The organism is Streptomyces sp. DSM 40750, assembly GCF_024612035.1.
Classification (GTDB): Bacteria; Actinomycetota; Actinomycetes; order Streptomycetales; family Streptomycetaceae; genus Streptomyces.
On record NZ_CP102513.1, the window covers coordinates 4,170,509 to 4,195,232 of the forward strand.

Annotated in this window: 29 protein-coding genes, 2 tRNA genes and 1 pseudogene; 5 read left to right on the forward strand and 27 right to left on the reverse strand. The window is 67.1% G+C overall.

Annotation, left to right across the window (positions count from 1 at the left end; genetic code table 11):
• Positions 1-248: 248 nt before the first annotated feature.
• Positions 249-2,384: a GTPase gene (locus tag JIX55_RS18645; RefSeq protein WP_443046451.1), complete on the reverse strand. Its 2,136-nt coding sequence runs from the start codon at positions 2,382-2,384 to the stop codon at positions 249-251.
• On the reverse strand, positions 2,381-4,012 hold the full coding sequence (locus JIX55_RS18650; protein WP_257564442.1) for a dynamin family protein: 1,632 nt from the start codon (positions 4,010-4,012) through the stop codon (positions 2,381-2,383). The genes JIX55_RS18645 and JIX55_RS18650 overlap by 4 nt, the downstream gene beginning before the upstream one ends.
• A gap of 310 nt (positions 4,013-4,322) precedes the next feature.
• Between JIX55_RS18650 and JIX55_RS18655 the strand changes: the two genes are divergently transcribed.
• Positions 4,323-4,395: transfer RNA gene (locus JIX55_RS18655), tRNA-Arg, on the forward strand.
• A gap of 179 nt (positions 4,396-4,574) precedes the next feature.
• Here JIX55_RS18655 and JIX55_RS18660 read toward each other — a convergent pair.
• From JIX55_RS18660 to JIX55_RS18715, 12 genes are all read right to left on the reverse strand, one after another.
• Positions 4,575-5,969: a tyrosine-type recombinase/integrase gene (locus tag JIX55_RS18660; protein ID WP_257564443.1), complete on the reverse strand. Its 1,395-nt coding sequence runs from the start codon at positions 5,967-5,969 to the stop codon at positions 4,575-4,577.
• Positions 5,969-6,166 (reverse strand): helix-turn-helix transcriptional regulator, encoded by a 198-nt coding sequence (locus JIX55_RS18665; protein ID WP_257564444.1) that lies wholly within the window; start codon positions 6,164-6,166, stop codon positions 5,969-5,971. Before JIX55_RS18665 ends, JIX55_RS18660 begins: the two co-directional genes overlap by 1 nt.
• Positions 6,163-7,572: a replication initiator protein RepSA gene (gene repSA / locus JIX55_RS18670; RefSeq protein ID WP_257564445.1), complete on the reverse strand. Its 1,410-nt coding sequence runs from the start codon at positions 7,570-7,572 to the stop codon at positions 6,163-6,165. The genes JIX55_RS18665 and repSA overlap by 4 nt, the downstream gene beginning before the upstream one ends.
• A 91-nt stretch (positions 7,573-7,663) precedes the next feature.
• Positions 7,664-7,975, reverse strand: a complete 312-nt coding sequence (locus tag JIX55_RS18675; RefSeq protein WP_257564446.1) for a SpdD-like protein — start codon at positions 7,973-7,975, stop codon at positions 7,664-7,666.
• A 19-nt stretch (positions 7,976-7,994) separates the two neighbouring features.
• Positions 7,995-8,153, reverse strand: coding sequence for a hypothetical protein (locus tag JIX55_RS18680; RefSeq protein ID WP_094103445.1), 159 nt, complete (start codon positions 8,151-8,153; stop codon positions 7,995-7,997).
• A gap of 11 nt (positions 8,154-8,164) precedes the next feature.
• Positions 8,165-8,356 carry a mobile element transfer protein gene (locus JIX55_RS18685; protein ID WP_257564447.1) on the reverse strand — a complete coding sequence of 64 codons (192 nt, stop codon included), beginning with the start codon at positions 8,354-8,356 and terminating at the stop codon, positions 8,165-8,167.
• A gap of 5 nt (positions 8,357-8,361) precedes the next feature.
• Complete coding sequence (locus tag JIX55_RS18690) at positions 8,362-8,550, reverse strand: hypothetical protein (protein WP_257564448.1); 189 nt, start codon at positions 8,548-8,550, stop codon at positions 8,362-8,364.
• Positions 8,551-8,567: 17 nt separating this feature from the next.
• Positions 8,568-9,236 (reverse strand): DUF2637 domain-containing protein, encoded by a 669-nt coding sequence (locus JIX55_RS18695; protein WP_257564449.1) that lies wholly within the window; start codon positions 9,234-9,236, stop codon positions 8,568-8,570.
• On the reverse strand, positions 9,236-9,436 hold the full coding sequence (locus tag JIX55_RS18700) for a hypothetical protein (RefSeq protein ID WP_257564450.1): 201 nt from the start codon (positions 9,434-9,436) through the stop codon (positions 9,236-9,238). The genes JIX55_RS18695 and JIX55_RS18700 overlap by 1 nt, the downstream gene beginning before the upstream one ends.
• 84 nt (positions 9,437-9,520) lie before the next feature.
• Positions 9,521-10,873 carry an FtsK/SpoIIIE domain-containing protein gene (locus JIX55_RS18705; protein WP_257564451.1) on the reverse strand — a complete coding sequence of 451 codons (1,353 nt, stop codon included), beginning with the start codon at positions 10,871-10,873 and terminating at the stop codon, positions 9,521-9,523.
• Positions 10,874-10,875: 2 nt separating this feature from the next.
• Positions 10,876-11,238, reverse strand: a complete 363-nt coding sequence (locus JIX55_RS18710; RefSeq protein WP_257564452.1) for an SCO3933 family regulatory protein — start codon at positions 11,236-11,238, stop codon at positions 10,876-10,878.
• 138 nt (positions 11,239-11,376) lie between these two features.
• Positions 11,377-12,156, reverse strand: coding sequence for a GntR family transcriptional regulator (locus tag JIX55_RS18715; RefSeq protein ID WP_257569378.1), 780 nt, complete (start codon positions 12,154-12,156; stop codon positions 11,377-11,379).
• Positions 12,157-12,186: 30 nt separating this feature from the next.
• On the opposite strand from JIX55_RS18715, the gene JIX55_RS18720 reads away from it, so the two are divergent.
• Positions 12,187-12,639 carry an NUDIX hydrolase gene (locus JIX55_RS18720; RefSeq protein ID WP_257564453.1) on the forward strand — a complete coding sequence of 151 codons (453 nt, stop codon included), beginning with the start codon at positions 12,187-12,189 and terminating at the stop codon, positions 12,637-12,639.
• Positions 12,640-12,960: 321 nt separating this feature from the next.
• Here JIX55_RS18720 and JIX55_RS18725 read toward each other — a convergent pair whose 3' ends face one another.
• From JIX55_RS18725 to JIX55_RS18765, 11 genes and pseudogenes are all read right to left on the reverse strand, one after another.
• Positions 12,961-14,265: a hypothetical protein gene (locus tag JIX55_RS18725; RefSeq protein WP_257564454.1), complete on the reverse strand. Its 1,305-nt coding sequence runs from the start codon at positions 14,263-14,265 to the stop codon at positions 12,961-12,963.
• A 401-nt stretch (positions 14,266-14,666) separates the two neighbouring features.
• Complete coding sequence (locus JIX55_RS18730) at positions 14,667-15,365, reverse strand: formylglycine-generating enzyme family protein (protein WP_257564455.1); 699 nt, start codon at positions 15,363-15,365, stop codon at positions 14,667-14,669.
• 291 nt (positions 15,366-15,656) lie between these two features.
• A pseudogene (locus JIX55_RS51455) lies at positions 15,657-16,000 on the reverse strand (DUF6959 family protein).
• Positions 16,001-16,434: 434 nt separating this feature from the next.
• A complete protein-coding gene (locus JIX55_RS18735) occupies positions 16,435-17,061 on the reverse strand; it encodes an NUDIX hydrolase (protein WP_257564456.1) in 627 nt (208 codons plus the stop codon).
• Between the two features lie 98 nt (positions 17,062-17,159).
• Positions 17,160-18,650: a hypothetical protein gene (locus tag JIX55_RS18740; RefSeq protein ID WP_257564457.1), complete on the reverse strand. Its 1,491-nt coding sequence runs from the start codon at positions 18,648-18,650 to the stop codon at positions 17,160-17,162.
• A 185-nt stretch (positions 18,651-18,835) separates the two neighbouring features.
• The gene (locus tag JIX55_RS18745; protein WP_257564458.1) at positions 18,836-19,078 is read right to left on the reverse strand and encodes a hypothetical protein; all 243 of its coding nucleotides are present in this window, start codon (positions 19,076-19,078) and stop codon (positions 18,836-18,838) included.
• Between the two features lie 531 nt (positions 19,079-19,609).
• Positions 19,610-19,912 (reverse strand): hypothetical protein, encoded by a 303-nt coding sequence (locus JIX55_RS18750; protein ID WP_257564459.1) that lies wholly within the window; start codon positions 19,910-19,912, stop codon positions 19,610-19,612.
• A complete protein-coding gene (locus JIX55_RS18755) occupies positions 19,909-20,652 on the reverse strand; it encodes a GntR family transcriptional regulator (protein WP_257564460.1) in 744 nt (247 codons plus the stop codon). Before JIX55_RS18755 ends, JIX55_RS18750 begins: the two co-directional genes overlap by 4 nt.
• The gene (locus JIX55_RS18760) at positions 20,649-20,873 is read right to left on the reverse strand and encodes a hypothetical protein (RefSeq protein WP_257564461.1); all 225 of its coding nucleotides are present in this window, start codon (positions 20,871-20,873) and stop codon (positions 20,649-20,651) included. The genes JIX55_RS18755 and JIX55_RS18760 overlap by 4 nt, the downstream gene beginning before the upstream one ends.
• Positions 20,874-21,072: 199 nt before the next feature.
• Positions 21,073-21,384, reverse strand: coding sequence for a hypothetical protein (locus JIX55_RS51460; protein WP_443046452.1), 312 nt, complete (start codon positions 21,382-21,384; stop codon positions 21,073-21,075).
• A 12-nt stretch (positions 21,385-21,396) separates the two neighbouring features.
• A complete protein-coding gene (locus JIX55_RS18765; protein ID WP_257564462.1) occupies positions 21,397-21,675 on the reverse strand; it encodes a hypothetical protein in 279 nt (92 codons plus the stop codon).
• A 78-nt stretch (positions 21,676-21,753) separates the two neighbouring features.
• Here JIX55_RS18765 and JIX55_RS18770 point away from each other — a divergent pair, with 78 nt between their 5' ends.
• Positions 21,754-22,509, forward strand: coding sequence for a GntR family transcriptional regulator (locus JIX55_RS18770; protein ID WP_257564463.1), 756 nt, complete (start codon positions 21,754-21,756; stop codon positions 22,507-22,509).
• Here the strand turns inward: JIX55_RS18770 and JIX55_RS18775 are convergent.
• Positions 22,499-22,873, reverse strand: a complete 375-nt coding sequence (locus tag JIX55_RS18775; RefSeq protein ID WP_257564464.1) for a hypothetical protein — start codon at positions 22,871-22,873, stop codon at positions 22,499-22,501. The two genes, JIX55_RS18770 and JIX55_RS18775, sit on opposite strands and share 11 nt — an antisense overlap.
• A 387-nt stretch (positions 22,874-23,260) precedes the next feature.
• Between JIX55_RS18775 and JIX55_RS18780 the strand changes: the two genes are divergently transcribed.
• Positions 23,261-23,358: transfer RNA gene (locus JIX55_RS18780), tRNA-Ser, on the forward strand.
• Between the two features lie 308 nt (positions 23,359-23,666).
• Here JIX55_RS18780 and JIX55_RS18785 read toward each other — a convergent pair.
• Entirely contained in the window at positions 23,667-23,816 is a 150-nt protein-coding gene (locus tag JIX55_RS18785) for a hypothetical protein (RefSeq protein ID WP_257564465.1), read from the reverse strand.
• Between the two features lie 265 nt (positions 23,817-24,081).
• Here JIX55_RS18785 and JIX55_RS18790 point away from each other — a divergent pair, with 265 nt between their 5' ends.
• Positions 24,082-24,702, forward strand: coding sequence for a hypothetical protein (locus JIX55_RS18790; RefSeq protein WP_257564466.1), 621 nt, complete (start codon positions 24,082-24,084; stop codon positions 24,700-24,702).
• The last annotated feature ends 22 nt before the right edge of the window (positions 24,703-24,724 follow it).

Below are 24,724 nucleotides of genomic sequence, written 5' to 3' on the forward strand. Positions count from 1 at the left end.
GGGCCCGTCCCGTACGGCCGCTGCGTCTGTCGTGCGGCGGTGCTGTGATCGCCGCGTGTTCAGACTGCCGCCGTCGGGCCGAGCCCGCTGAGCCCTGTGTGCTACCCGCCGGTTGTGGATATCTCCGTCACCCGATGGGGTGAACTGCGCAGACGAAAGCCGCTCCTCAACCCACCTGCCATGGCCCTCACCCGACCAGCGCCGCCCTCAACCCACCTGCCGTGGCTCACCCCACCTGCCCATGACCCTCACCCCACCGGGGCCGCCCCCAGCACCCGCCCGTACTGCTCCCGAACCTCCCGATACCGCAGCAACTCGGCCGCCACCGGATCCAGCACCCGCGCCCGGCCGCACCCGGCGGCCGCCTCCCGCAGCCGCCGCTCCGCTTCGTAGCCGTAACGCCGTGCGGGACCGCGTGCCGCCAGCCGGCAGCCCCACTCGATGGCCGGACCGCCGACGATGCCGATCACCATCAGCAGCACCGGCACCCCGAGGTTCGGCGACATGAAGCCGATGATCTGCGCCAGCAGCCAGAGGCCGCCGATGACTTGAAGGACCGTCATGGCCGCCTGCGCGAGCACGGCGACGGGCCACCAGCCGGGCCGCGGCGGCCGTCCCGTAGGCGCCCCGGCCCGCACCGCCAGTTCGTCCAGCGCCTCGGGCAGCCCCTGCGCCCCGCGTACGGCCGCCTCGCGCACCGCCTGGGCCCAGGGCGCGGGCAGCCCCGTCGCGGCGCGCTCGGACAGGATGCGTACGGCCTGTTCGACGCGCTGTCGCGCGGTGGCCTCCTCGTCCACGGGCGCCGCCAGGGCGAACCGCCCGGTCGGGGGTTCGCTGCGGTCCCGGTACCACCGCCACAGCCGTAGCCAGGGCGTACCGCAGGCGCGGTTGGCGTTGCGCAGCCAGGCGCGCTCGGCGGCCTCGCCCGCCGCGGTGGCGCCGACGGCATCGGCGAGCCGCGCGGCGAACTCGTCCCGGGCCCGCTCGCTGAGCCCCGCGCGCCGCTGATTGGCGTACACCGGCCACAGCCGCGCGGCGGCCGCGTCCAGATCGGCGCGGACCCGGCGGGCCGGCGCGCCCCGCTCGGCCACGAACTGCCCCAGCGCCTCGCGCAGTTCCCCCACCCCGTCCCCGGTGAGCGCGGAGAGCGCGAGCACGGTGGCGCCCGGTTCGCCGTACTCCCCCAGCGCGATCCCGTCCTCGTCGAGCAGCCGCCGCAGATCGTCGAGCACCTGGTGGGCGGCCTCCCCGGGCAGCCGGTCCACCTGGTTGAGGACGACGAACATGACCTCCGCGTGGCCGGCCAGAGGCCGCAGATAGCGCTCATGGAGCATGGCGTCGGCGTACTTCTCCGGGTCGACGACCCAGATGACCGCGTCCACGAGCGCCAGGATCCGGTCCACCTGCTCCCGGTGCTGCACCGCCGCCGAGTCGTGGTCGGGCAGGTCCACCAGTACGAGGCCGCGCAACTGCGCCTCCGCCTCCGGGCTCAGCAACGGCCGCCGCCGCAGCCGTCCCGGAATGCCCAGCCGGTCGATGAGAGTCGCCGCGCCGTCGTTCCAACTGCACGCGATGGGTGCGGCCGTGGTGGGCCTGCGTACGCCCGTCTCCGAAATCGTCACGCCCGCGAGCGCGTTGAACAGCGTCGACTTGCCGCTGCCGGTGGCGCCCGCGATGGCGACGACCGTGTGCTGCCCCGAGTGCCTGCGCCGCGCCGCCGCCTCGTCCAGCACCCGTCCGGCCTCCGCCAGCGTCTTGCTGTCCAGCCGCGTACGGGACAGCCCGACCAACTCCCGCAGCGCGTCGAGCCGCGACCGCAGAGGCCCGTCGTACGCGAGCGGGTGGACCGTCTGCGCGACCGGGGCCCTGGTCTCCACGACCGGGGCCCGCTCGGCGGCGCTCGTCTCGGTGACCCGCCGGGCGATGAGCCCGTCGTCCCAGGGGTCGCCGGATTCCGTACGGCCGGACGCGCCGTCCTCACCGGACGCGTCGCTGTCGGACCTGTCGGGCACGCGCGCGTGGACGTCGTTTTCGCGCTTCCGATGCTGCTCGCGGCTCGGGCGGCTCTCGGCCTTGTCGCGCTCTTCGGTGCCCTCAGGAGACCTGTTCTCGGCAGGCTTGTTCTCGGCAGGACGCTTGTTCTCGGCGCTCCCCGAGGGACCTGTCCCAGGGCTCTTCAGGTGCTCCTCTTCGGAAGCGCCCTCTACGGGAAGGCTGCTTTCCCCCTCGTCCTCCTGCTGGTCGCGTCCTTCGAAGCCGTGTTCCCCCTTGAGGCCGGGCTCTCTCCTCTCGTCACCCTTGTCGGCCTTCTCGTCGTCACCCTTCTCGGGGACGCTGTCTCCGGTCTGATCCGCGTGGTCAGTGACGGCAGTCACGGCGGTCACCTCTCCTTCTGCAGTACGGACAGGGCGGCGATGAGTTCGGCCTGTGGCTCGGGGTGTACGTCGAGTGCGTCGAGCGGGGCGAGGCGGCGGTCGCGCTCGGTGTCGAGGGCCCGGTCCAGGTACTGGGTGAGCAGCCGCCCCCCGCGGTCGCGCAGCCGGAGCGCGCCGTGCGCCCCGATCCGTTCGGCGAGCCCCTCCCCCGCGGACCGGGCCCGCCGTCCGCCCAGCAGGGCCGTGGCGACCAGGGCGGCCACCACCTCGGCGTCCGGCGCGACGCTCCGGTCGAGGTCGCGCACCTCTTCCTCGGCGTACTCCTCGAGGACGCGCCGCCAGCGCCGTACGGTCATCCCGATCCGGTGTTCGACGCTCTCCCGGGTCGCGTCCCGTTCCGTCAATCCGGCGGCCACGGCGGCCGGTTCACGGCGCCAGGCCTCGCCGATCCGCTCGTCGGCGGCGCTGACGGCGCACAGCAGCAGCGTGCCGAGGCTTTCGACGAGGGCCTCGAGCAGTTCGCCGGCGGTGCAGTCGAGCGGATAGCTCCGCCACCGCTTCAGGGCGTCGCCCGCGAGCACGGCCCCGGACTGCAGACGCGCCTTCACGCGCGCGTGCTCGCTGTCGTACGCCGTGTCGACGGCCGCGGTGAGCCGGAGGGCGGCGGAGTACTGCTGGGCCGCCGCGCTGGCCAGCTCGGGCATCCGGGCCTTCAGCGAGTCGAGAACGCCCTGGGCGGTACGGGCCATGGTCTGGTGCCGGGTGGCCGGATCAGTCGCCTGCTGGATGAGCCAGGTCCGCAGCGGCGCGACCGCGCTGGCCGGCAACAGCCCGCCGCCCCAGGCGGACTCGGGCAGTTCGGGCACGGTGAACCGGGGTACGTCGCCGAGCCCGGCCTTGGTCAGCAGCGCCCCGTACTGCCGGGAGACCTCGGACACCACCTGGTGGGGCACCCGGTCGAGCACCGTGACCAGAGTCGCCCGATTCTCCTTCGCGGTCCGCAGCAGATGCCACGGCACGGCGTCGGCGTAGCGGGCGGCCGTGGTGACCATCACCCAGATGTCGGCGGCGCAGATGAGTTCGGCGGCGAAGACGCGGTTGTCGGCGATCAGGGAGTCGATGTCGGGCGCGTCGAGGAGGGCGAGACCGGGCGGAAGGCTGTCGGTGGTCTCGATGCGGAGGACGCGCTCGCCGTCCCTGCCGCCGTCCCGGCCCGGCGGAAAGGAATCGTCGCCCGAATTCTGGCCGGGTTCCTGTGGAGGCACCCACGTGCGGGTGAGATTGGGCAGGACGCGCATGCCACTGAACCAGTGATGGTCCTCGGGATGACAGACCAGTACGGGCGTACGGGTCGTCGGCCGGAGCACCCCGGCCTCGCTGACCTTCCGCCCCACCAGGGAATTGACGAGAGTGGACTTGCCGGCTCCCGTCGATCCCCCGACAACGGCGAGCAGCGGCGCTTCGGGGTGCCGCAACCGGGGCACCAAGTAGTCGTCGAGTTGCGCGAGCAGTTCGTCGCGGTTGGCACGCGCGCGCGGGGCTCCTGCCAGGGGCAGCGGGAAGCGCGCGGCGGCGACACGGTCGCGCAGGGCGGAGAGCGCGTCGAGCAGCTGAGGCCGTACGTCCAAGGTCACCACATGCGAAGAATGCCCAATTTTGTGGACTTTCTGAAGCATATAAGTTCGCCTGCGCGCCGACAGGACACACGGGACGGAGGGGACGAGAGGGGCGCAGGCATAACGAGTGCACAACACCCGAGGCGCGAGACGCCAAAAGAGGTGCACGATTCGTACCTGCCTGCGATTATCAGGACCGCTTCACCGAACCTCCACATTGAGCCACGGAGGCGAAGCAACAGGGGCAAGGACTCGGGAGCCCTATCCTTGTCCCCGGCAACGTCACGGATCAGCCCACACCCGGGCGCCACGACAGAGGCCACCACACCCGGCCCCCGTAGCTCAGTGGATAGAGCAGGCGCCTTCTAAGCGCTTGGCCGCAGGTTCGAGTCCTGCCGGGGGCGCAAGTCTCCGCCCTCCCTTTGGGAGGGCATTTTTGCTGGTCACGGCGTGTTTCACTCGCCACGACGAAGCCCCGGACACTCCCCCGACGATCAAGGGGAGGTTCCGGGGCTGTCCGGCTGTCACCGGGTTTTCGCCGGTGGCCCTGTCGAATACGTGTCGAAGTTCTCGGCGAGAAGCCTCAGCCTGGGGCGGGCAGCTCGGGAAGATCCCCGGCGGCCTCCAGACGCCTTTTCAGGTCAGGCAACTGCCCCTCGACGCATCGTGCGTAGGTGGCCAGCAGCACCGGCACGCTGTTCCCGGCCCACTCGGCCACCTGGGCGGGTGGAATTCCGTCATTGAGCCACTTCGTGAGACGCGTGTGCCGGTTGTCGTACACCCGCCTCCCGGTAGGCGACTCGAAAACGTGCGGGAGCAGGACGGCCTTGCGCGCACTGCGCCACGCCCGGCGGATGACCGAACCCGCGAGAATGCCGCCCGTCTCCCCCTGGAAGAGGAGATCCCCCGGCTTGAGCTGTTCGTCCTCGATGTGCTGCCGCAGGATGCGCGTCAGGGCGGGATGCCCCGGCACGGTGCGCGTCTCGCCCTCGGCGCGGCCCTTCAGGTCCCGTTCCTCGTGGATCTCTCCGGTGTCGGTCCACTGCTTGCCGACCTCCGGAGTCGCCGTGTGGATCAGCAGCTCGCACCACTGGTCCGCGGTACCGGGGCCGGGGAGCGTCACGTCCTGCACGCGCATGGCTACAGCTTCCTCCGGGCGCAGGGCGCAGTAGTACAGCGTGGCGAAGAACGCGTGCAGCCGCTGTCCTCCACGCGGCCGGCGCCGGATCCAGTCGAGGAGCGCCGCCGCCTGGTCCGCATTCATCAACGACCGCTTGTCCACAGCATTGGTGGTCTTGGTGACAGCCGTCGAGTCCTTCCCCTTGGGGAGGGGGTTGGTCCGCAGGACGCGCCGCCGGATCGCGTGCTTCATGACGACGTTGAGGATCCGGCGGTGGCGCTTCCTCGACCAGGCCGCCGCCTGCTTGCCGTCGAGGCGCGTGTCGACGGCTCGCAGGACCTCATCGACCCTCTCCGGCTCCTCCCAGGCCGAGACCGGCAGGGAGTTGCGCTCCACCCACCTGAGGATGGTCACCACGTCTCGCGGGGCCTCCGCACGGCGAGTCGCGTTGAACGCCCACTCGCGCAGCGCCGTCCGCACGGCCACCGGCGAGAACTGGGCCGGTTGCGCCCGCAGCAGCGCGATGGTGACCGCCGTCAGGGTCTTCGCCGTGTTCTTACGGCTGTTGCCGCCAAGCTCCGCCCAACGGGCGTCCACGTACCCGACGGCGAACGCGTACCAGCTCATCGAAGCCGACTTGGAGCGATGGGACACCGGCAGTCCGGTGGCGATGACGAAGGCCACGCCCTTGCCCGTGGCACGGATCAGTTCGGAGCGGAAGCCCTCAGCGAGTGCGACGGTTCCGAAGGGTTCGCGCCAGCGCCTGCCCGCGACCTCCCAACGCACGGTGTACGTGGTCTTTCGGGCCCCCTTGTACGTGAGGATCTTGTAGACCTTCACGTCGTACGTGGTCTCCATCAGGCGGCGTCCTCACGGTCGTCGAGCCAGTGGTCGAGATCGCTCCGCCGGATCCTGAGGTCGCCGTTCGGGAGCTTGATGCAACGCGGCGCACGCCGTTTCGCCCGCCAGTCGTAGAAGGTCGAGCGTGAGACGCCCAGTTCCTCGCAGACCTCCGCGAGGGTCAGCATGGTGCGCGACCGGACGGCCGTGGTCATTCCGTGGTCCCTTCGCTCCGGAGCACTTCGCGAGCGGTCTCGCGGTTGGTGTGCAGGTCGTGCGCGATGGTCGCGGCGAGGGCGGCTTCACCCGGGGTGTGGCCGTGGCCGGCGTACTGCCAGTCGGTCAGGACGAGAACGGTGTCCGGTTCGCGGTCGTCGAGGCCGAGGACGGACGCCTCTTGCGCGGCGCGGAAGTCAGCGCGTTCCTGGCGGAGGGCGCCGAGGGTGGTGGAGTAGACGCGCGACTTGGACGAGAAGTGCCCGCGGAAGCCGAGCATGTGCGCCCAGGCCCAGAGGCGTCGGTCCGGGTACAGGGCGTCGAGGTCGCGACAGGCAGTGATGAGCCGCCGGGTGTGGTCGGGTACGCCGTGGCGGTCGAGTTCGGCGAGTTCGCCGATGCGGCGGTCCAGGCTGCCGGTGTTCTCGGCGGCTTTGGTGGCGTACTTGGCGACGTAGGAGGCCACGGCCTGTTCCGAGATGTCGGAGCCGTCCCCGAAGGCCTTGACCGGCCGGACGTCGAGCTGTCGGCCCCATCGGAAGGTCCTCGCGGGCTGGTCATCGGCGGCCGGAACCGAGACGGACGTGTACGAGTGCGCGGCGGCGGCCCGTATCGCGTCCGTGAGCACGTCGACCGTGGCCCAGGCGGGCGACGGTGTACCGGGTCCGTCAGGGCCGTCGAGTCGTACGACGGCGTGGAAGTGCAGGGCCCCGCGCTTCTGGAACTCGGCCACTTTGCCGTACGAGACGCGCAGGTGGTCGGCGAGTTCCCGGCGGGCCAGGCCGCCGCGGGCGGCGAGTTCGCGGCGGAGCCGGGTGGTGAAGCGCTGCCAGAGCTGTCCGGCGTGGTTGTTGAACAGGACGGCGCCCGCGTAGTCGTAGGTGTCCGGGTCGAGGGCGGTGCCCAGCTCCGGGGCGTCGGACGCGTGCCGGTCGCCGCAGCGGCAGGGGCCGCCGTGATCGGGCCGGTTGTGGACCGGGCCGAACGAGGGGGCCGTGAGGGTGACGAAGACGCGCGGGTGATCGCGGACGGCGGCGGGGATGTCCCGGCGGTCGTCACCGGCGAGGCCGGCGCGGATGAGGTGGTAGGTGTCGCCCGCGTAGGTCCAGGCGCAGGACGGGCAGCGGGAGGCCCGGCGGTTGCCGCAGGCGAGGCGCAAGCGTCCGCCCGGCTCGTTCTCGGTGGAGTAGTGGTGCAGCGTCTCGCCGGTGGTCTTGTCCTTGGTAAGCGTCCAGCCGGTCAGGTGGATCGGGTCGGAGCAGCCGCCGGTACGGCGGATCTGGTCCTCCCAGCGGGTGTAGTCGGAGGCCGAGGCCACCCGGAGGACGTCGCCGAGGGTGATCGGGTCGAGTGGGTGGGCGGACGTGGCCACCTTGGGTGTCGCGGGTGAGGCCCGGTGGGCCATGCTGGGGGTTCCTTCCGGTTGCGAGATCGATCGGTGGGGACGGCTCCCGGGCGGCGGATGCTTGGCGGTATCAGGGCCGCCCGGGGGCCGGTCAGCGTCGCTTGGCGTCGGCGTTCATCAGGGAGCGCAGGACGACGGCGCAGACGGCGACGGACGCGCCGGTGATGGCGACCGCCAGGAGCAGCGAGACCAAGACGACACCGAGGACCAGGACCACGGCCGTGCCGGCTCCGACGAACGCGAGTGCGGTGCCGGGGGTGAGCTGGATCGTCGGGCGGATCGACGCGGCCGGGGCCGGGGCCGGCGTCGGATGGTGCTGGACCACGGTGGTCGGCTCGACCACGGCGGGCGGGGTGACGAGTCCGGTAGGGGTCGGCATCGTGGGGATCTTCGGGCGGAGCATGGCGGTTCTCCCTTCGCGCTTACTTGGTGAGAGCGGTGTCGATCGCGGGGGCGAGGACGCTGTCGGCAAGGAGGTAGCCGCCCAGGAGGAGGACGGCGACGAGCCACCAGGGCGGGCGGAGGAACTTGACGCCGAGGTAGCCGACGGCGGCGAGGGCGAACCAGAGCGGGACCTGCATGGCGGTGTCTCCTAGCGGACGCGGCAGCGGTGGGTGCGGGCGGCGAGCTGGGCGGCGGACTGGCTGGAGTAGTCGGCGGACCAGCCGCAGCGGTCGGCGGTGCAGACGGCGGCGTGCACGGTCCGGCCGTGGTGGTCGCGGTGGGTGCCGATCTGCACGGGACCGATCCGCATCACGGAGTGGAAGTTGTCGCGGGCGGGCATGGCGGTCAGCCTTTCCGGGCGGTGGTGGGGTCGGGGAAGCCGGCGCGGATACCGGCGGCGGTGGCCGGGTCGGTGGTGCGCCGGGCGGCCTCCTCGGCAAGCAGGTGGGCGAGGTAGGGCCGGTCGGCCGCGGTCATCTCGCGGGCGCCGTCGAGGTAGTCGGCAGCGGTCAGGTCTGCGGGGTCGGAGGTCATCGGCAGTTCCTTCCGGGTCAGGCGAGCTGGGCGGCGATGGCGTCGGCGAGGTGGGGCGGGACGCCGAGGCGGGCGCGGAGGGTGTCGGTGTCGATCGGGGCACCGGTGCGGTCGCGGTAGTCGGCGGCGACCTTGCGTGCGTGGTCGATGAGGACGGCAGGAACCGCGGGCACCGGGTCGGCGGACGGAAACGCCGGTGGTGCCTCTACCGGGGCCGGGACAGGCTCCGAGTCCGGCACGGGTTCGGGGGCCGGTTCGCGGTCCTCCGCGATGTCGGGTTCCGGGGCCAGGACAGGTTCCGTCTCAACCGGGAGCCGGTGGTCGGCGGAGTGGGCGAGGAGGGTGCCGCCGAGGAAGGCAAGCGCGGGCCACCCGGCGATGCCGAGGCGGAGCAGGGCGGGCGGGTCGGCCAGGTCGAGGAATCCGGCGGTGGCGACGTTCGCGCCGAGGGAGGCGAACAGGGCGATGAGGAACCAGCACCAGGCCAGCCGCGACGGGCCCTCGGAGCGGAGTCGTCGCCAGGCGGCGACCAGGAGCAGGTCCACACTCACCGGGTAGGCCCAGGCCTTCCAGCCGTCCTGTCCGGCAGCGGCAGCCAGGTCGTGCAGGTGGGCGAAGGACAGGGCACCGGCGATCACGGCCTGAACCAGCACCGCGTCGATACGGAGGCCGTGGCGGACGCCCATCAGAAGTCCTCACCGGGATAGGTGGGGCCGCCGTCGAGGCCGTCACCGGATGCACCGGGCGGCGGCTCGGGCAACGAGACGGCGAGAGACGTGCTGACCGCTTCCACGAAGTCGAGGTCTGCGCCGCCCATGTCGGCGTACAAGGCGAGTTGGCCGAGGAGGAGCACGGTCCGGGCGAAGTCCTCGCAGTTCGGGCACATGCCGAGTTCTCCCTTCATCAGGCATGGCGGGGGTAGGGACTTGGCGCGAAGACGGTCACGCCGGCCGATGGGACGAGCGAGAGATCAGGCGGTGGCCGGAGAAGGCTTGACCGACAGCACGGGAGCGGCGGGTCCGACGAGGGCGGGCCGGAACGGCGCCAGCTCGGGCAGGTCCGGCGTCCGGTCGGCGTGCCGGTTGCAGAGGTTCACGGCCTGGCGGAGCGACGTGTGCGGGGCACGGATGCGGTGCCAGCCGCCGGAGGAGTCGCCCGCGATGGCGATCCCCCGCATCTCGGCCGGAATCTGGATGGCGGCGAGGACGGCGTCCGGGGAGATGTCACCGAAGGCCATGTTGGCGGAGGTCTCGTCATTGACGCGGTGGGCGGTGCGGCCGGTGAGCTGGGCGCGGAGCATGGTGATGCCCTTGCCGAGTTCGGAGCCGAAACGCTGCCCGCAGATCTCCAGGTAGATGCCGGCCGCGCGGCCGAGTTGGGCGAGGCGGACCAGCGCGGTGATGATCCGGTCCCGTCGCTTCTCCTCCTCCTTGTTGGCGTACAGGGCGAGTTCCGCAACCTCGTCGACCAGGACGACGACCGGGGTCGGACGCAGTTCGTCGGGCAGGTCCCAGATGTCGGCGGCGATCTCAGCGTCCGGTACGTCGACCGATATCAGTTGCTGGGCACGGATGAGCTGATAGACATCTGCCATCCGAGTCACGAGCGCGTCGAGCAGTTCGGCGGCGGTGTCGGGGTTGTCAGCCAGCGCGGAGAACCTGCGGGCCAGCGGGAACAGCTCAACCCCTTGCTTACAGTCGATGCCGACGAGCGCGACGTCCATCGGGGCGAGGCCGACGACCAGGTTGCGTTGGTAGACGGACTTGCCGGATTCCGTGGCGCCGAGGGTGAGGGCATGGGGTATCGCCCGGTAGTCGCGATAGTGCACCGAGCCGTCATGCCGCAGGGCGACGGGAACCCGCATGGGCCGGGTCACGGGCGTGGCGGGCATCTGCACCCGCTTGAGCACGTCGTAGCCGGTCATCCGCACCTCTACGACGCCGGATCGCAGCTCACGCGAGGTCACGCCGTACATCGAGAACGAGTGCCGCAGCCGGTCCGAGGCGGCGGCGATGTCGAAGGCGTCCTGGCCGGGGCGCAGCTTGAGCCGTAGGACCAGGCCGGTGCGAGTCGGCCGCAGCCGCAGTATGCGCGGCGGACGGGACTCCGGCATCGGGCGGTTGGTGGCCCGTGCCAGGGCGAGCCGCCATCGCGCGGGCGGTACGGTCAGCCCGCATGCGTCCATGACGGAGCGGTACCGGACCAGGACCCGCAGCGTGGCCAGGGCGACCCCGAAGACCAGCCAGTACCAGGCGGGGCGCCGCCACCGCAGGAGACCCGCGGCAGCGACGACCAGCACCAGAGCGACCGTGAAGCCGGTCATGATCAGGCCGCCTTCGGCCCTGCGGCGGCGTTGACGTTGGCGAGCGAGGTGACCGCGACCGCACGGAACGCGATGCCGTGCCGCTTCTGGCCGTTGAAGTCGTTCTCCCAGGGCCGGGCGACCAGGCCGGTGAGCGCGACCGGCGTGCCCATCGCCAGCTCACCGCTGATCCCGGGCTCCGGGACGGTGATGGACAGGATTTCCACCTCTTCGTTCGCCGCGAACATCACGTCGACCGTCATCAGCTTCGATCCGGACTCGATGTCCATGGCGATCTCGCCCGTGCGGCGGTCCTTGACCTTGGGCTGCGGGGTCTTGGCCACCATCACGACCGCGGCGGAGGTGTCGACGGGAATCTGACGCATAGCGAATGCTCCTCTGTAGGTGCTGAACTCCGCCACTCATGTACATGAGTGACATGAAGAAGAGTGCATCACTCCTGTACATGAGTCAACCCGCCGCGAAAAAGAACTCGCGACGGGCTGTGAAGAGTTGAGGGGACGTCAGTCGTCGGCAGGGATTCGGTACTCGAAAACGAACTGGTCAGCGGCCATGAGCGTGTCGCACACCTCGACCACCAGACCCGCGGTCGTACGGGCCTCCCGGATCAGGTGAACCACTGCAGCACCCTGGCTCAGCGCAAGCTCCGAGGCTTCCGACTTCGAGGCCGGCCGAGCTTGCAACGTCTCGACGAACTCCGCGAACTCATGTCCGTGGTCTTCGAGCCGGGCGTAGATGCCACCACCGCCGGGGTTCTCGGCGAACAGCTCCGGGATCTCCTTCACGACATCCCACGGCAGGTAGGACGTGGCGGTCTCGACCGGAACGCCGTTGCGGAAGTAGAGACGCCGACGGGCCAACACCTGCGTACCGGCGGAGACACCTAGGCGCTGAGCAGCGTCCTCGGGAGCCTCCATGGGCCCGACATAGAGGACGCTCACCTTTGCGGTGGCGCCGGACTGTGCGGACTCCGCAAGGTAGGCCGCCTGCCCGCCTTGCCGGAGCGAACGCCGGAAGCGATCGGAGGAGCGGTGCCGCACAGGAGGCCGGTTCTTCACGATCGAGCCTTTGCCGTGCCGGGTCTCGACGAGTCCACTGGCCCGCACCTCGGCCATGGCCTTACGGATGGTGCCGCCAGACACGCCGTAACGTTCCACCAGCTCGGACTCACTCGGCACCATGTCACCAGGCTTCAGAACCCCCGCCCGGATCTGCTGCACGATCTCTTCCGCGATCTGCACGTACCGAGGCCCGGCCGTGCCCCCTCCAGCAGCAGTTCCCATAGTCCTTCTCTGCCTCCTAAGCTCCTCTACATGAGTCAACCACAGGAAGCGACACCCCCTCCCCTGCACTCCGTGTCCGTAGCCGGAGTGGTGGTGCGCGAGGACGGCCGCCTCCTGGCGATCCGCCGAGCCGACAACGGCACCTGGGAGCTCCCCGGTGGCATCCTCGAACTCGACGAGACCCCAGAGGCCGGCGTCGCTCGCGAGGTCTTGGAGGAGACCGGCATCCACATCGAGGTGGACGAACTCACCGGCGTCTACAAGAACATGACCCGCGGCGTCGTCGCCCTGGTCTTCCGCTGCAAGCTCTCAGGCGGCACCGAACGAACCTCCAGCGAGTCCAGCGCCGTTACCTGGCTCACTCCGGACGAGGTCAGCGAGCGAATGGCCGAGGTCTACGCAGTCAGGCTCCTGGACGCCTTGGACGGCAACGGCCCCCACGTACGCAGCCACGACGGCAAGCACCTCATCCCAGCGGGATAAGACTTTCTCTCCATCATCAAGGCCCGCGCACGGCGCGGGCGCGCGCCGCCTCTGCGGCGCGGCCTGCCTCCTGTCTGCGCCCCGGCTGGCCGCGCCCGGCGGCGCGCTCGGCGGCTGCGGGCATGAAGTGGGAGACACCCTCTATGGCTGGGGCGGTCGGCTCCACGGCTTTAGGCAGCCACTTTGGGGCGAGCCTCTAAGATCTTGGCCCCAACGTCGTGCTTTAACGGGCAGGTCCACAGACTGCCCGACTCGCCGGAAGCTTAAGGGGCCAAGATCACTCGCCCCAAAGCAGCTCCCGCCCAAAGCCGCTCCGCCGACCTATTTATTGTGCATCTTCGTCGCTTTCCATAGAAAATAGACGTCGGACAGCTTCGCATCCTTCTTGCTATCGAGATAAGAATTTGCGCTCGCCAGTGTTACCGTCACAGCCGCCCCTAGCCCTGACGCAATGACCAGTGGAATCGATGAGAGGATCCCGGCACCCGCGATGGCGGTTCCCACGGCAATCGAAGTTCCAGATTTTGTTCCGAAGAGTCTTTTTGTCTCGATCATGGAGCGCTCGATGTCCGCCATCGCTGGCCGGATGAAGTCTTCATTTACTGCAGCGGCGATATTCGCGGGTGAACTCGTGCCAACGCGGTCTGCTTGTTCACGTATCGCTTCAGTGAGGGCGTGCTGGAAGCGCTCAAAGTGAGGTTTGTGGTCGGCTCGGAATCTTACGATATCGCGGGCCGCGAGTCCCTGCAGGACGGGGAGGGGGAGTTGCAAAGCAACCCGCGATTCCAGACTTTCAGGATCTTCGGTCATGCTTTGATTGGGCCAGAGGAAAGAGAACTCCTGAACTAGTGGAAGACCAAGCTTCCTGCTCATTGCTGCATCGAAGACGAGCGCAGCGCTGCAACGCCGAACTGCGGCCTCTGCAGCCTGCTGCTTGCTCGGCTTGGCGCCCTTTTTGGAAGAATGCCGATACCTTCCACTGAAGGTTTCGGAAAACTCAGGGTTGGAGATGAAATACCTCCACGCGTCGCCTTCTGGGGTGAGCTGGATGGTAGAGCTCTTCTTCAGCTCTTTCGCGATCTCTTTGCGAAGATTGCCGTCGACTGCGGCCGCAATTCCCGCTTCGGCTGCGTTCTCGCGGAGGTGATGATCGCAAAATGCGTGGGGCTTCTCCCGGAAAACCAAGTTGTCGACAATGCCAATCTTGCGCGCATAAAGGAGAAGGTCGATTTCCTCCCATAGAGTGAAGAAGAAGGCAGGGCGTTCCCTTTTTTTCATCGTCTCCAAGGCGCGCACTGTGGAACGGGCAGAAGGACCTTCAACAACGATTGAATCGAAATAATGCCAGATCTGGCCAAAGATTCTATCGATGCGCTTCTTAGCGCATGCGGCCGCGCCGCAGGTAATCCGCCCCGAGAGGTCCAGCGTTCCGCCCGCCACAATAGACCGCTCCTGAGGGGCGGGCTTCGCGTGCCAGGCTGGTACCTTGGTGGCGATATCATGCAAGCGTTCAAGAGTTGCCGGAATTTCCGCGTGCCGCAACAGATCGTCGCGGGACTTGATGTTGTAAGCGTCAATCCACTCGTAAAGCCAGTGAGTGCGTGCAGACTCATTGTTGTCAGTCATGTTCCCCTCCCGCTTCAGGTTACGGCGGAGATCGGGTGTATGTGGGCGTTGCGTGTTTTTCGTCTGCAGGGATGTCGGCTCGGGCTCCGCAGTACGCCACTCCCAGGTTGACGGTTCCTACCTTGCTCTGCAGCCCGTGGACCTCTGGAATGACGGACAGCAGCCCTGGCCGCTGCGTTCCGTGCTGAGCCTCTGGGCCGTCCCTGGGCCGTCCGAAGCCGACCAACGCCGACAGTCGGCACCCACGGGTGACCACCCCCACCCCGCTGTGGCCTGGGCTCCCCGAGTTGATCTGCGACACTGGGAGGGTTATGCCTGCACCCGGAGAACTGAGCTGACGTGCGCTGATCCCCCGCACCGGGAGCCGCACCGCTGAGTGTCCAACTGCGCTCGGCATGCCCCTAACTGGTTGGCACGGGTGCAACCGGGCGAAGCGCAGTGAAGTCCTGGAACGCGTCGCGGGTGGCAGAGAGCAACAGCAGCCACTCGTCGCAGCCCTGCCACGGACTGAGGTCGCCGCCACCTCCGCGCACCACCCGCGGTCCGTCCCCGGTACGAGGGCGCGCGTCCACCGGCGCGTCCGCGAAATGCGGGAACCACACGTCGGCGCAGATCTCGTTCGCCGACCCCATCGCCGCCAGCCCGAAGGCGTTCTCAGCCGCGGCCGTGCGCTCCTCGTCGGCGAAGTCGTCGAGCACCTGGTCCTCGTACGGCCTCCCGTCTCCGCGGAAGGCCAGAGTGGTCGTACCTGCTCGGGCCGCATACTCCCACTCCGCCTCGCTGGGCAGCCGGAAGGGCAACGCCCCGAGCAGGTCGTCCAAGTCGTCCTCGACCCGGGCCGTGCTCGAAGCCGAGTCGGCGTAGCTGTCCTCGTACTCGGGTAGCCAGTGCCGTACCTGCGCAACCGTGAGCGGATGCCGGGCGATCAGGAACGGCTCGACCCGCACTACTCGCACCGGCCTGGCCTGGTCAGCGCCAGCGAAGAACGCTTCGAGGTCCTCATCAGCACCATCGGCCCGCTCGATGGCACGAACCGCGTCCAGCTCCGCGTCGGACAGGCCCATCCGGAACGTCCCACCGGGCACGGCCCGGAAGACCACTCCGGAAGGGATATGCCGCCAAGCCGGTCGGCCGGCCACAATCTCTTGAGCCCACATGGTGCGGAAGCTAGCAGCCGGGCATCCGGACGGAGGAGGAGACCCCGGAAGGGAGTGGGGCCAGCTGATCACTTCCTGGACGCCGCAGTTCTGCACCACTACCACACCAGATCGAGCGGGGAATCACGGTGAAAGCAGTCGCGCCCAACAACACCACATCTCAGCCGTACGCCCAGGTAAACGCCCTAACTGGCCCCAACTGCTCGCAGCTTCCCAAGCTCATGGCCTGACAGCTCAGTACGGCCGCGGAATCTCGTGCGTGTCCAACGCAGCCTCGTACCGCGCCAGCAGAACATCCAGGTTCGTCAGCAAAAGGCCGGCAGAGTCCCGAGCTTCCTCCAGGTCACCCCGCTCGCACGCCTCCACCCCTCGGCAACGTCACTGCGGAGGATGCGAAGGGAGTCGCCCTGCACCAAGACCCCGGGGAACCGTCTGCCGGACAAGCGAACCACGGCGTCGTTGCCACCATCTGTGAACAGCTCGGCCTCAATATGCTCCATCGGACCATCCAACCTGACATCACCGGTTGACATCAACGACGGTGGACGCAAGCACCCTTGAGCGATCACGCACGCCATATCGGTAGGACTGTGAGGGCCGTATGAGAGCCGCGTGATCGAACTCCTAATGCGGTGCTCAAGCACGAGCGCCCTCCCGGGCCGTCCTCGGGCCGTGGAAGGGCGCTCAGCGATGACCAACGTCGACAACTACCGACAGCTCAGCGGCAGGTCAGGACGTTGATAGATAAGGCGGCCGCAGGTCACGGCCGCCAATGATCAGTTGTGGCTGCGCAGATCGCCATACTTGAAGTCCAGAGCGTGGGCGGTGCGAGAGGACGACCGAGGCCAACCAACAACGACAGAAACCCATGCCTTGCAATGGTCATAGCTGTGGGCTTCTTCGGTCGTGCTGGTAAGCAGGCTGGCGACGGCCCCGGTTGGCAACGCCTGTCACGCCCCCACAGGTTGACCGTCACGCCAGAGCTCAAAACCATCCAGAGCCCCCAAGTGCTTCAAAGTAAACCCCTTAGCCGCGCGCGAGTAAATGCAGCGATGGTAAAGGAGTCAGAAATCTCGCCTGTCGCAATCAACTGCGCCAATTCCTCGACTTCTACCCACTTGAGGCAAGCTATCCCTTCAGAATTTTCAGGCTTGCCAGCTGAACGAAGGGGTGCCCAAAAGAGCCTGACTTCTGTTTCTAGCATTCCGGTATCACTATGCATCGGACCGAGATCGAGAAGTTCATCCGAAACCTCACCACCAGCTTCTTCCAGCAGTTCCTTTCGGGCATTCTCTTCAGGCCCAATCCCTACCGTGCCAAATCCTCTGGGAATCTCAAGGTGCCAGGAACGCGTAGCATGTCGAAAATGCTGCAACAAGAGAAAATTGCCTTTCATATGCGCCAGCACGGCCACTCCTGTGGCCCCCTGGATGCTTGCTGTTCCAACAACCCTTATGTATGGAGTAATGTTCCCGTTCGGCAACTGCACCAAATCACGGATCACCAGAACGTAGGCGTCTTCCCAGATCACGCCGATGGCAGGGTTATCGAATGCATCGCCATCGAGCGATTGGGATGATATATTCCTTGCCTGCCAGGCAAGAATAATTTCCGGATCTATAATCAGCTTGAAGGGCACGTGACCGGAGTGGAACAGTGACGGATGTCTCCGCATCAGCTTTAGGTACTTAGTCAAAGCCCTTAGCTCGCTCATCCTATACCGCTCCATCCAAGGGGTCAGACGGTTGATTCGTTGGTCGCTGGCGGAGCAGATAGATCGCGGCCCGGGTACGGGTAAATTCCGGTACCTGATTCCAGTTCCGGGTACAGAGATTGAAGAACCCGTTCAGTCTCGCGCAATCGATCAAGCGTCACAGTCTGGACTGACTTCATCGAATTTACGAGTTGCGACCGCTTAAAGTCAATTCTTCCTCGGTCGAATAGATAGAATCCTGTCTCAACAACCAGCTTGACCGCAGCATCCGGGGGCAGTTGAGGGAGGTGAATATTCGGCGGGGGTAGAATTGGGAAAACTGCCGCCCCTATACGCACAAGACCGATTATCCAGTTAGCTATTCTGTAAACTTTTGCCACGCCCGCAGCAAAGTCTTTACGGGCCTCAGCGTGTCCTGCAAGCCACCAGCAGTTCAAACGTTGCAGAAATACATCATACGCTGCCTGGAAGTCTTGCAGAGCGGTTGAACTCAATGGCTCGTCTAGGCTCTTCTCAAGCTCGCCCACCATATTCTTCCAGTCATCCCATTCCCGGATATCCACAATATCCTGGTGCGTCAGTTGATGGGGGGACGGCATTGCCAGGTTAGCGTTAGCTTGAATGGCATTCCACATCTGCCAAGTTGCTCCGCGATCTGCGCGATCGATTATTTCCTCGAGCACCGGATCCGCCGAGCCGACAGCCGGCCGTGCTCTATTCTTCGCCGCAAGAGCCCAGGTCAGCCCGACATCCAGAGGCGTCGGAAATCCCTGCGGTGTGAATGTCAGCGTCTGCAAGAAGCGAGGAAGGTTGTTATTGTAGACGAGGTCTACCCACTTCTTAGTCTCGAACGTAAAATTCTTATTCTTTTTCCACGGCTGCAACCAACTTCTTCTTTCCTCTGGCTTGTAGAGTCCAGTCGATGGGTCGTCTCCCATGACTATGAAGCGCCTGTATATCTCATTCCGATTTGGCTTCTCCTTCCTGGTCCATTCTGCAAGCGAGCGCAGCCTGCCAGCCAATTCCGCAACTCTCCGTGGGTCGGTATCCCTCTCTTCTTCAAGAAGAATGAGCGCAATCCGGGTGAACTTCTTGTTTGGGTCTGAAGCCGTGAGCGGCTGAGAAATCTGGCCACGGAACTCCTCGGCCATGGCTTCCGTTAGCAAATTATTTTCATCGTCGTCCAGTGACAGCCGGACACATCTAAGTTCTGATAGAAGTGGGTCCTGCGCCAAAGTGGTGATAGCCTCCTTGCCCCTCGGAAGTACCGTAAAGTCAGGCAATTCATCGAAATTTCTCTCTTTGAACAGGTAGGGGATGAGGACTCCTGATGCAAGGAGCTTCGAAAGACCCTCACGTTCAGTCCCCAGGGCCGAGGAAATGAGAACTGGATTATTCCAGAATGCGCTACGATTTATGACTACACTGCGCGAATAGAGGGCGCTCCTGAGGTACTCAACTCGTTGCGCTCGATTATATTCATCAATAAGAGGACTCTCGGCATTGCTGAGCATCCCGTCAATAATGCTCCTCAAGCTGTGCCGTCCTGCGATATTTGCGTACATCCTGGATGAAATGAATTGATTGTCTATGCACTGAGGGACAGTAGCAATTGTCCCCAGTTGCTCAGGGGGTATCAAAATAGTACGCATGATGGACTCTCGGTTTCTAATCCGGGGCGAGTGGCTTTCCTTCATCGTCAACAGTCCGGTAGATGTGGAGCATCGGAAAGGCTCACGGATAGGATGTAGAACGACGAATCAATACGCACCCGATTGGAAGGAACTTTAAAGTCCACGGTACGCCTGATCTCGCCGCCCTGCCACAGCTCAAAGCGCATCATGTGGGATTGTTCCGGTGCAGATTTTACGCCGATAGTGCGGTGCCCGCGAGTGATAGCGGCGATGCCATAATTGTTGAAATGGAACTCACCAGGCAGCATCACCGGTATTTATGCCGGCGAACGCTCAGGCTCCGGCAACGGACAGCGCGCAGAGTACGGCAATCACCGCAACCGCACCCAGCGCCAATGACCTCAGGCGACCACCGGACCAGCCCAGACCACACTGCCCCTCAGCCGAGAGTTCGGGCGTCGCTTGGTGGGCAACGGGATTCGATGCGCTCGGCGGGGCAAGCACTGCTGGGCCGCCTCTGACCGTGCGAGGGCGCCCGAGGCCACTCAACGGCGGCCAAAGCGGTGCTCAGTCGGCCGTGGACTATCCGCGGACTGGTCCCGCCAGATCAGTCACGTGCAGCGCCGTGACCTGCTGCGTTACCCGCGTGCCAGAGGGCCTCCGGAGCCGTTGCAGTGCTTCGACTTGAACCGGCTGTCGGAGCAAGTCGCTCCGGTGCCTGCAGTTTCAGCGGTAGCCGGCATAACGCGGCGGGGAGGGGAGCCCGAGTCATGCTCGGGCTCCCCTCCCCGGTTGAAACGGAGGGTTGTTGGCGGCAGACGTTGCTTGCGGCCGCTGTTTCAGAAGCGGGGCGGTTCACTCACCTCCAGGAGGTGACCGCGGCTGGTTGCGACACGGAGCACGTTCCGGAGGGTCGCGGTCAGTTCCCCGGTCAACCGTCGCAGGTCCTCCGCGTTCGCATCCTGGTCGTCGAGGGTGTCTGAGGCGTGCTCCAACAGGAGTGCAGCTGTGCCGAGTTGCTGCGCTTCGATGTTGTCCGCCAGGCGGGACATGTAGCCGCCCTTGTCATCCGTGCTCAGGTAGCAGGGCTTGCCCTCCGGGCCCGACCACGGGAGAAGGCGCAGTTCGTTCTGTGTTGTCATCCTGGCGTCTGCCTCTCGTCGGACGTGTGGTGGGTGGTGAAAACCGCGTCGGCTCGATCCCCTGGGAAAACCAGAAGGGCCGCCTCGACCACGCGGCCGGTGGTGTCGGTTGCGACGCGCGTGATCGCCAGAACTGGCGTGACGGGGTTGGTTCGTAGGGTCGATGCCTCGTCCGGCGTCGGCGGACGGGCGCAGAGCGTTTCCCGGACAGTGGCCGGCGGAGGGACGAGTACGGCGAATCTCTTGGCTGCCTCCGGGCACGGGGATTCGTCGTTGAGCACTCCGGCCGGCGCCAGGTCGCGCGGGACGTAGATACGGGCCAGTCCGTGCGGTGACTCCCCCTCGTGGCTGACGCAGAAGAACTCCGCGAGCGGGCTGCCCGTCGGCACCCTCAGCAAGGTCGTCAAGTGTCCGTCAGCCTGAACCGTGGCGGTGCGAACGGTGACGCGCAGGGCTGCTTCGGCGGCGGTCCACGGGTCCAGCGTCCCCCAACCACCGACGTACATGATCCGGCGGAGGGGGCAGCGGACGAAGTTGCCCTTGCCGTGGATCTTCTCGACTATGCCTTCGCCCTGGAGCACCGCGAGGGCCCTCCGCAGTGTCACTGTGCTGGCCTTGTACCGGTCGGCCAAGTCGGTTTCGGACGTGAGCCGTTCGCCAGGCTTGAGGTGGCCGGTCGTGATCTGGTGCCGGAGATCGTCGGCGATGTCGTGATGGCGAGAGGGCACGGACCGGGTCACCGCCTTCTCAGCATCCGCACGGCGACGAGCCGGGTCCGCGTGTGTATGGTCAGCAACTCGCCTGAGTCGAAGAGGATTTGCTTCGCACCCTGGGAGAGCTGGAAGAGATCTTGCACCCGGCACGCCCGGCCTCCGAGTTGGATGATGTCGCCGCGTTGCACGGTGGCGGCGGTCACCTCGACGTTGGATGCCAGCGTGCCGACGGGCACCCGCTCCCTCACCGCTGCACCTCCGAGGGCTTCATCTGGCCGGACACCGAATGGCACGGGCAGTCGCACGCTTCGTAGACCACCGGAAGGTCAACCGGCGCCGAGGCCGGGGAGGACTCCGCGCAGGAGTCGTGGGTGCCGATCCGGCATGCGGTCGAGCGGTAGGGGACGGCCGAGGTGTCCGTGACGCGGGGCTGTCGACGGGAAGGCATCAGTGCACCCCCATCAGGGCCGACCACGCGTCGGCCGGCAGATGTGGGGCGACGACCACTTCGCGTGTCCTCACGCGCTTCTCCCAGGCCAGTACGTACGGGCGGACGAGCGCGGTGTCCTCCCCCCTGAGCGTTTGCCGGTGGTCCGCGTCGTCGGAGACACGCCAGCGGGCGGCCGTCGTCCTGTCCGAAGACAGGGAGGAGGCGGGGGTGGCCGACGGCCCGGAGGCCGTTAAGGGGCGGCGGTGCCTGCCCCTGGGGAAGTACCGCTCTCTGGTGAGCGAGACGGCACGGCGGATACGGTTGAGCACGCTGCTCAGCTCCTATCGCTGATGGCCCGGTCCCCCGACATCGCCCGTCGAGGGGACCGCTTTGCGTACGACCGCCCAGAGGGTGCGGCCGTTCATGCTGGTGGCCAGGAGGCCGAATCGATCGGCCTCCGCCACCACGTCCAGGACCTCCCGCCATGACTCGGCGGAGAGCACGTCCGGCACCTCCGCTTCCACCGACGTGTGCCGAGGGTGTTCCTCCACTCGCGTGAGCAGCCCGAGGGCGGACAGCCGGGCGGCGAGGGTCGCCGCGCTAACTCCCGAAGCGGGCACAGGGCAGCCTCCGTCACCAGCGATCACTTTGAGTGAAGCTAGTTAACTAGATTAGAGCTAGTGGACTAGATTTTCCATATGTCTGAGCAGCCGCCCTATCTCCGTATCGCCGACGAACTCCGGCGGCGGATCGCGGAGCACGTCTGGGGGCCAGGGGATCGCCTGCCGTCCCGTGCGCAGATCGGCCATGAGTGCGGCGTGGGTGAGAACGTGGTGCGCCGAGCACAGGAGTTGCTGATCTCCCAGGGCGTGTTGGAGGGCCGGGCCGGTTCCGGCACGTACGTCGCCGAGCCCAGGCGCCGGGTGCGGGTCGTCCGCTCATCGGCGCGAGAGCAGCCCGACGGGTCCCCGTTCCGCGTGGACATGAGGGCTGCCGGCAGGCAAGGGGATTGGGAGAGCCGGACCGATGCCAAGGTGTCGGCACCAGTGGAGATCGCGGCGCGTCTCGGAATCTCCGAAGGCGACCTGTGCGTCCGAACGGCGTACGAGTTCCTTGCCAACGGCAGGCCCATGCAACTCTCGACGAGTTGGGAGCCGTACGACCTCACGGCCGGCACACTCGTCGTCCTCCCCGAGGGAGGGCCGCACGCCGGGGCGGGTGTCGTGAACCGCATGGCCGCAATCGGCATCACCGTCAGCCACGCCGTGGAGCAGCCGGAGCCGCGGCAGGCGACCGCCGAGGAGGCGTCGCTTCTCGGCGTCCAGAAGGCAGCGCTCGTCACGCACATCCGGCGGACGTACTACAGCGACGAGGGGCGGCCCGTGGAAACCGCGGACATCGTGGTGCCCGCCGCGCACTGCGAGATCGTCTATGAGATCCCGATCAACCGGTAGCACTGTGGGCGCGTAGGTTCGCCGACTGGTCGTCGTGGCGGTCGGAGTTCTGCTTGTCGCGCAAGGTCTCAATTTCGGCCGCCAGCACGGCCATGTCGCGCACGTGTGTGTAGTACTTGGCCCCGTACTCGTCGCCGATCGCGGGAAGTACCTTTTCGAACGCCGCTGTGAGCCTGCTCAAGCCAGCCCGACGCCGCTCATCGAGCGGGCCTTCGAGGACAACGGCCGCGTAGGCGTAGGAGTCCGCATCAAGCAGCACCATGTCCCGGCCTTCGATGGACAGGCCGCGGAAGCCCGGAGGGAACGGCGCGGCCATATGCTCGGCCATCATCTGTGCCAGCGCGTCCAGCTTCTCTTCGAACATGCGGGAGATCCTGCCAGGCACGGTTGCGTCGTGGCGCGACTCCACCTCAACCCGGTGAACCCATGCGGTCACCAGCACTAGTGTGCGCCGTATGACCAACGACGCCCCGGCCTGCCCCGATTGCAGCCAGCCCATGGAGTTCGGTGGCCTCCTACTGTCCAAGCGAGAGGACGACGGCCGACGCACCTGCCGGTCGCTGTGGAGATGTGCCGGTCGGCATGTCTGGTGGGGCTGGGCCGACCGGCCGGAGGAGCCGTTGGAGGCCTGCCCAGTGCCGCAGCTGTTCCGCTGACATCCAAGTGCACCCGGGATGCGTGGACGTAGCCGAAGCGCGTTCGTATCCTCGTCGGTCGAATGCGTGTCGAAGTCGCCGAACGTCCACACTCAGCGCCCGGAAACGGCCAGGTCAGGCCCGCCCATCCGATGGTCGGCTCAAGCGCCTTCTAAGCGCTTGGCCGCAGGTTCGAGTCCTGCCGGGGGCGCCAACCATGGTCAGTCCTGCCTGGGCATCGTCGCAGGTCAGCGCCGCTTTCGCCCGGCCGCAGCGCTCGTGGTCGTGTGCCGCTGGAGAAGCGAGGAAGAGCCGAGTCGGCCGAATCCCGCTCAAGCTGGGGAAAACCGCAGGTCACGGCTCCTCGACCAGGGATCGACAGGTGAGCGGCCAGTCACAGGTTCGAGCCCTACGGGGCACCCAGAACATGGCTGGTTCTCCTGCTCAAGAGCCACGGGGCCCGGCGATCCTCGCCAGACGCCGCGCGCGGGGTGGAGCCTGCCCCTGACCAGCCCCGCGCAGTCAGCGGCCTCCTCGGCGCCAACCCGCGACGAGTGCCGGGGAGTCGACGGGGTCATGCGTACGCAGCAGGGCGAGCAGGGACGGGCCGTCCGCGGCGTGGCAGGCAGCGCGGAGTGCCTTCAGCGCGTGGTCGGTCCATGCCTCGTTCACGCCCGCGGGGCTACTCGCCCAAATACGGCACCGTCTGGCGGCCAGGCGAAGGCCCTGACCGCCTCGCCCTCGTAGAAGTCCTCGCCGGTGAGGACCTCGCCCAACGGGCGGAGGGGGCCGCGGAGGGGCGCTTCGTCTTGTCGCCGCACCGCAGCCTGTCCTCGGCGGCCGGCTGCAGCACGGCCGCGGGCTCCGTTCTCGCAGCGTGATCCATCACCCGCTCGGTCCACACCGTCACGGCCCCGCTACGGCTCGCCTACGGCGTTTGAGTGCGGCGTCCGGTCGGCTCCGCCGCCGTGGCACCTCCTCGTCCGAACCCGCCTGCGGCGGCGCTGGGGTCCGCCGTGCGAGCGAGTACCAGGATGACGAGTTCCAGGCCCTCGACCGTCCGCTCAGTCCAGAGGAGCAGGAGCAGCTGCGGGCCATCTCCACCCGGGCCCGGATCACCGCCACCAGCTTCACCAACACCTACAACTGGGGTTGCCTGAGCGGGAATCCGCGCCGCATGGTCGAGCGCTACTTCGACGCCCACCTGTACGCCACCAACTGGGGCACCCACCGCCTGATGCTCCGCCTCCCCAGGTATGCCCTGACCCTGCCCACGGTGAAGCCGTACTGCCTCGACCACCACGTCGACGCCTGGACCACCCGCGCCCACCTCCTGCTCGACCTCACCAGCGAGGACGAGGGCGGCGACTGGGCCGAGGGCGCCGACGACTCACTGGCCGCCCTCATCGGCGTACGCGACGAACTCGCCATCGGCGACCTGCGCCCCCTCCACCTCGCCTGGCTCTCCGCACTCGCCGCCTGGGAACTCGAAGACGAGACGAAGAGGAGCACCAGACCTGCCCGGAGCCGCCCGTCCCGGCCAGGCTCGGCGAGCTGACCGCCCCGCAGCGCGCTCGCGG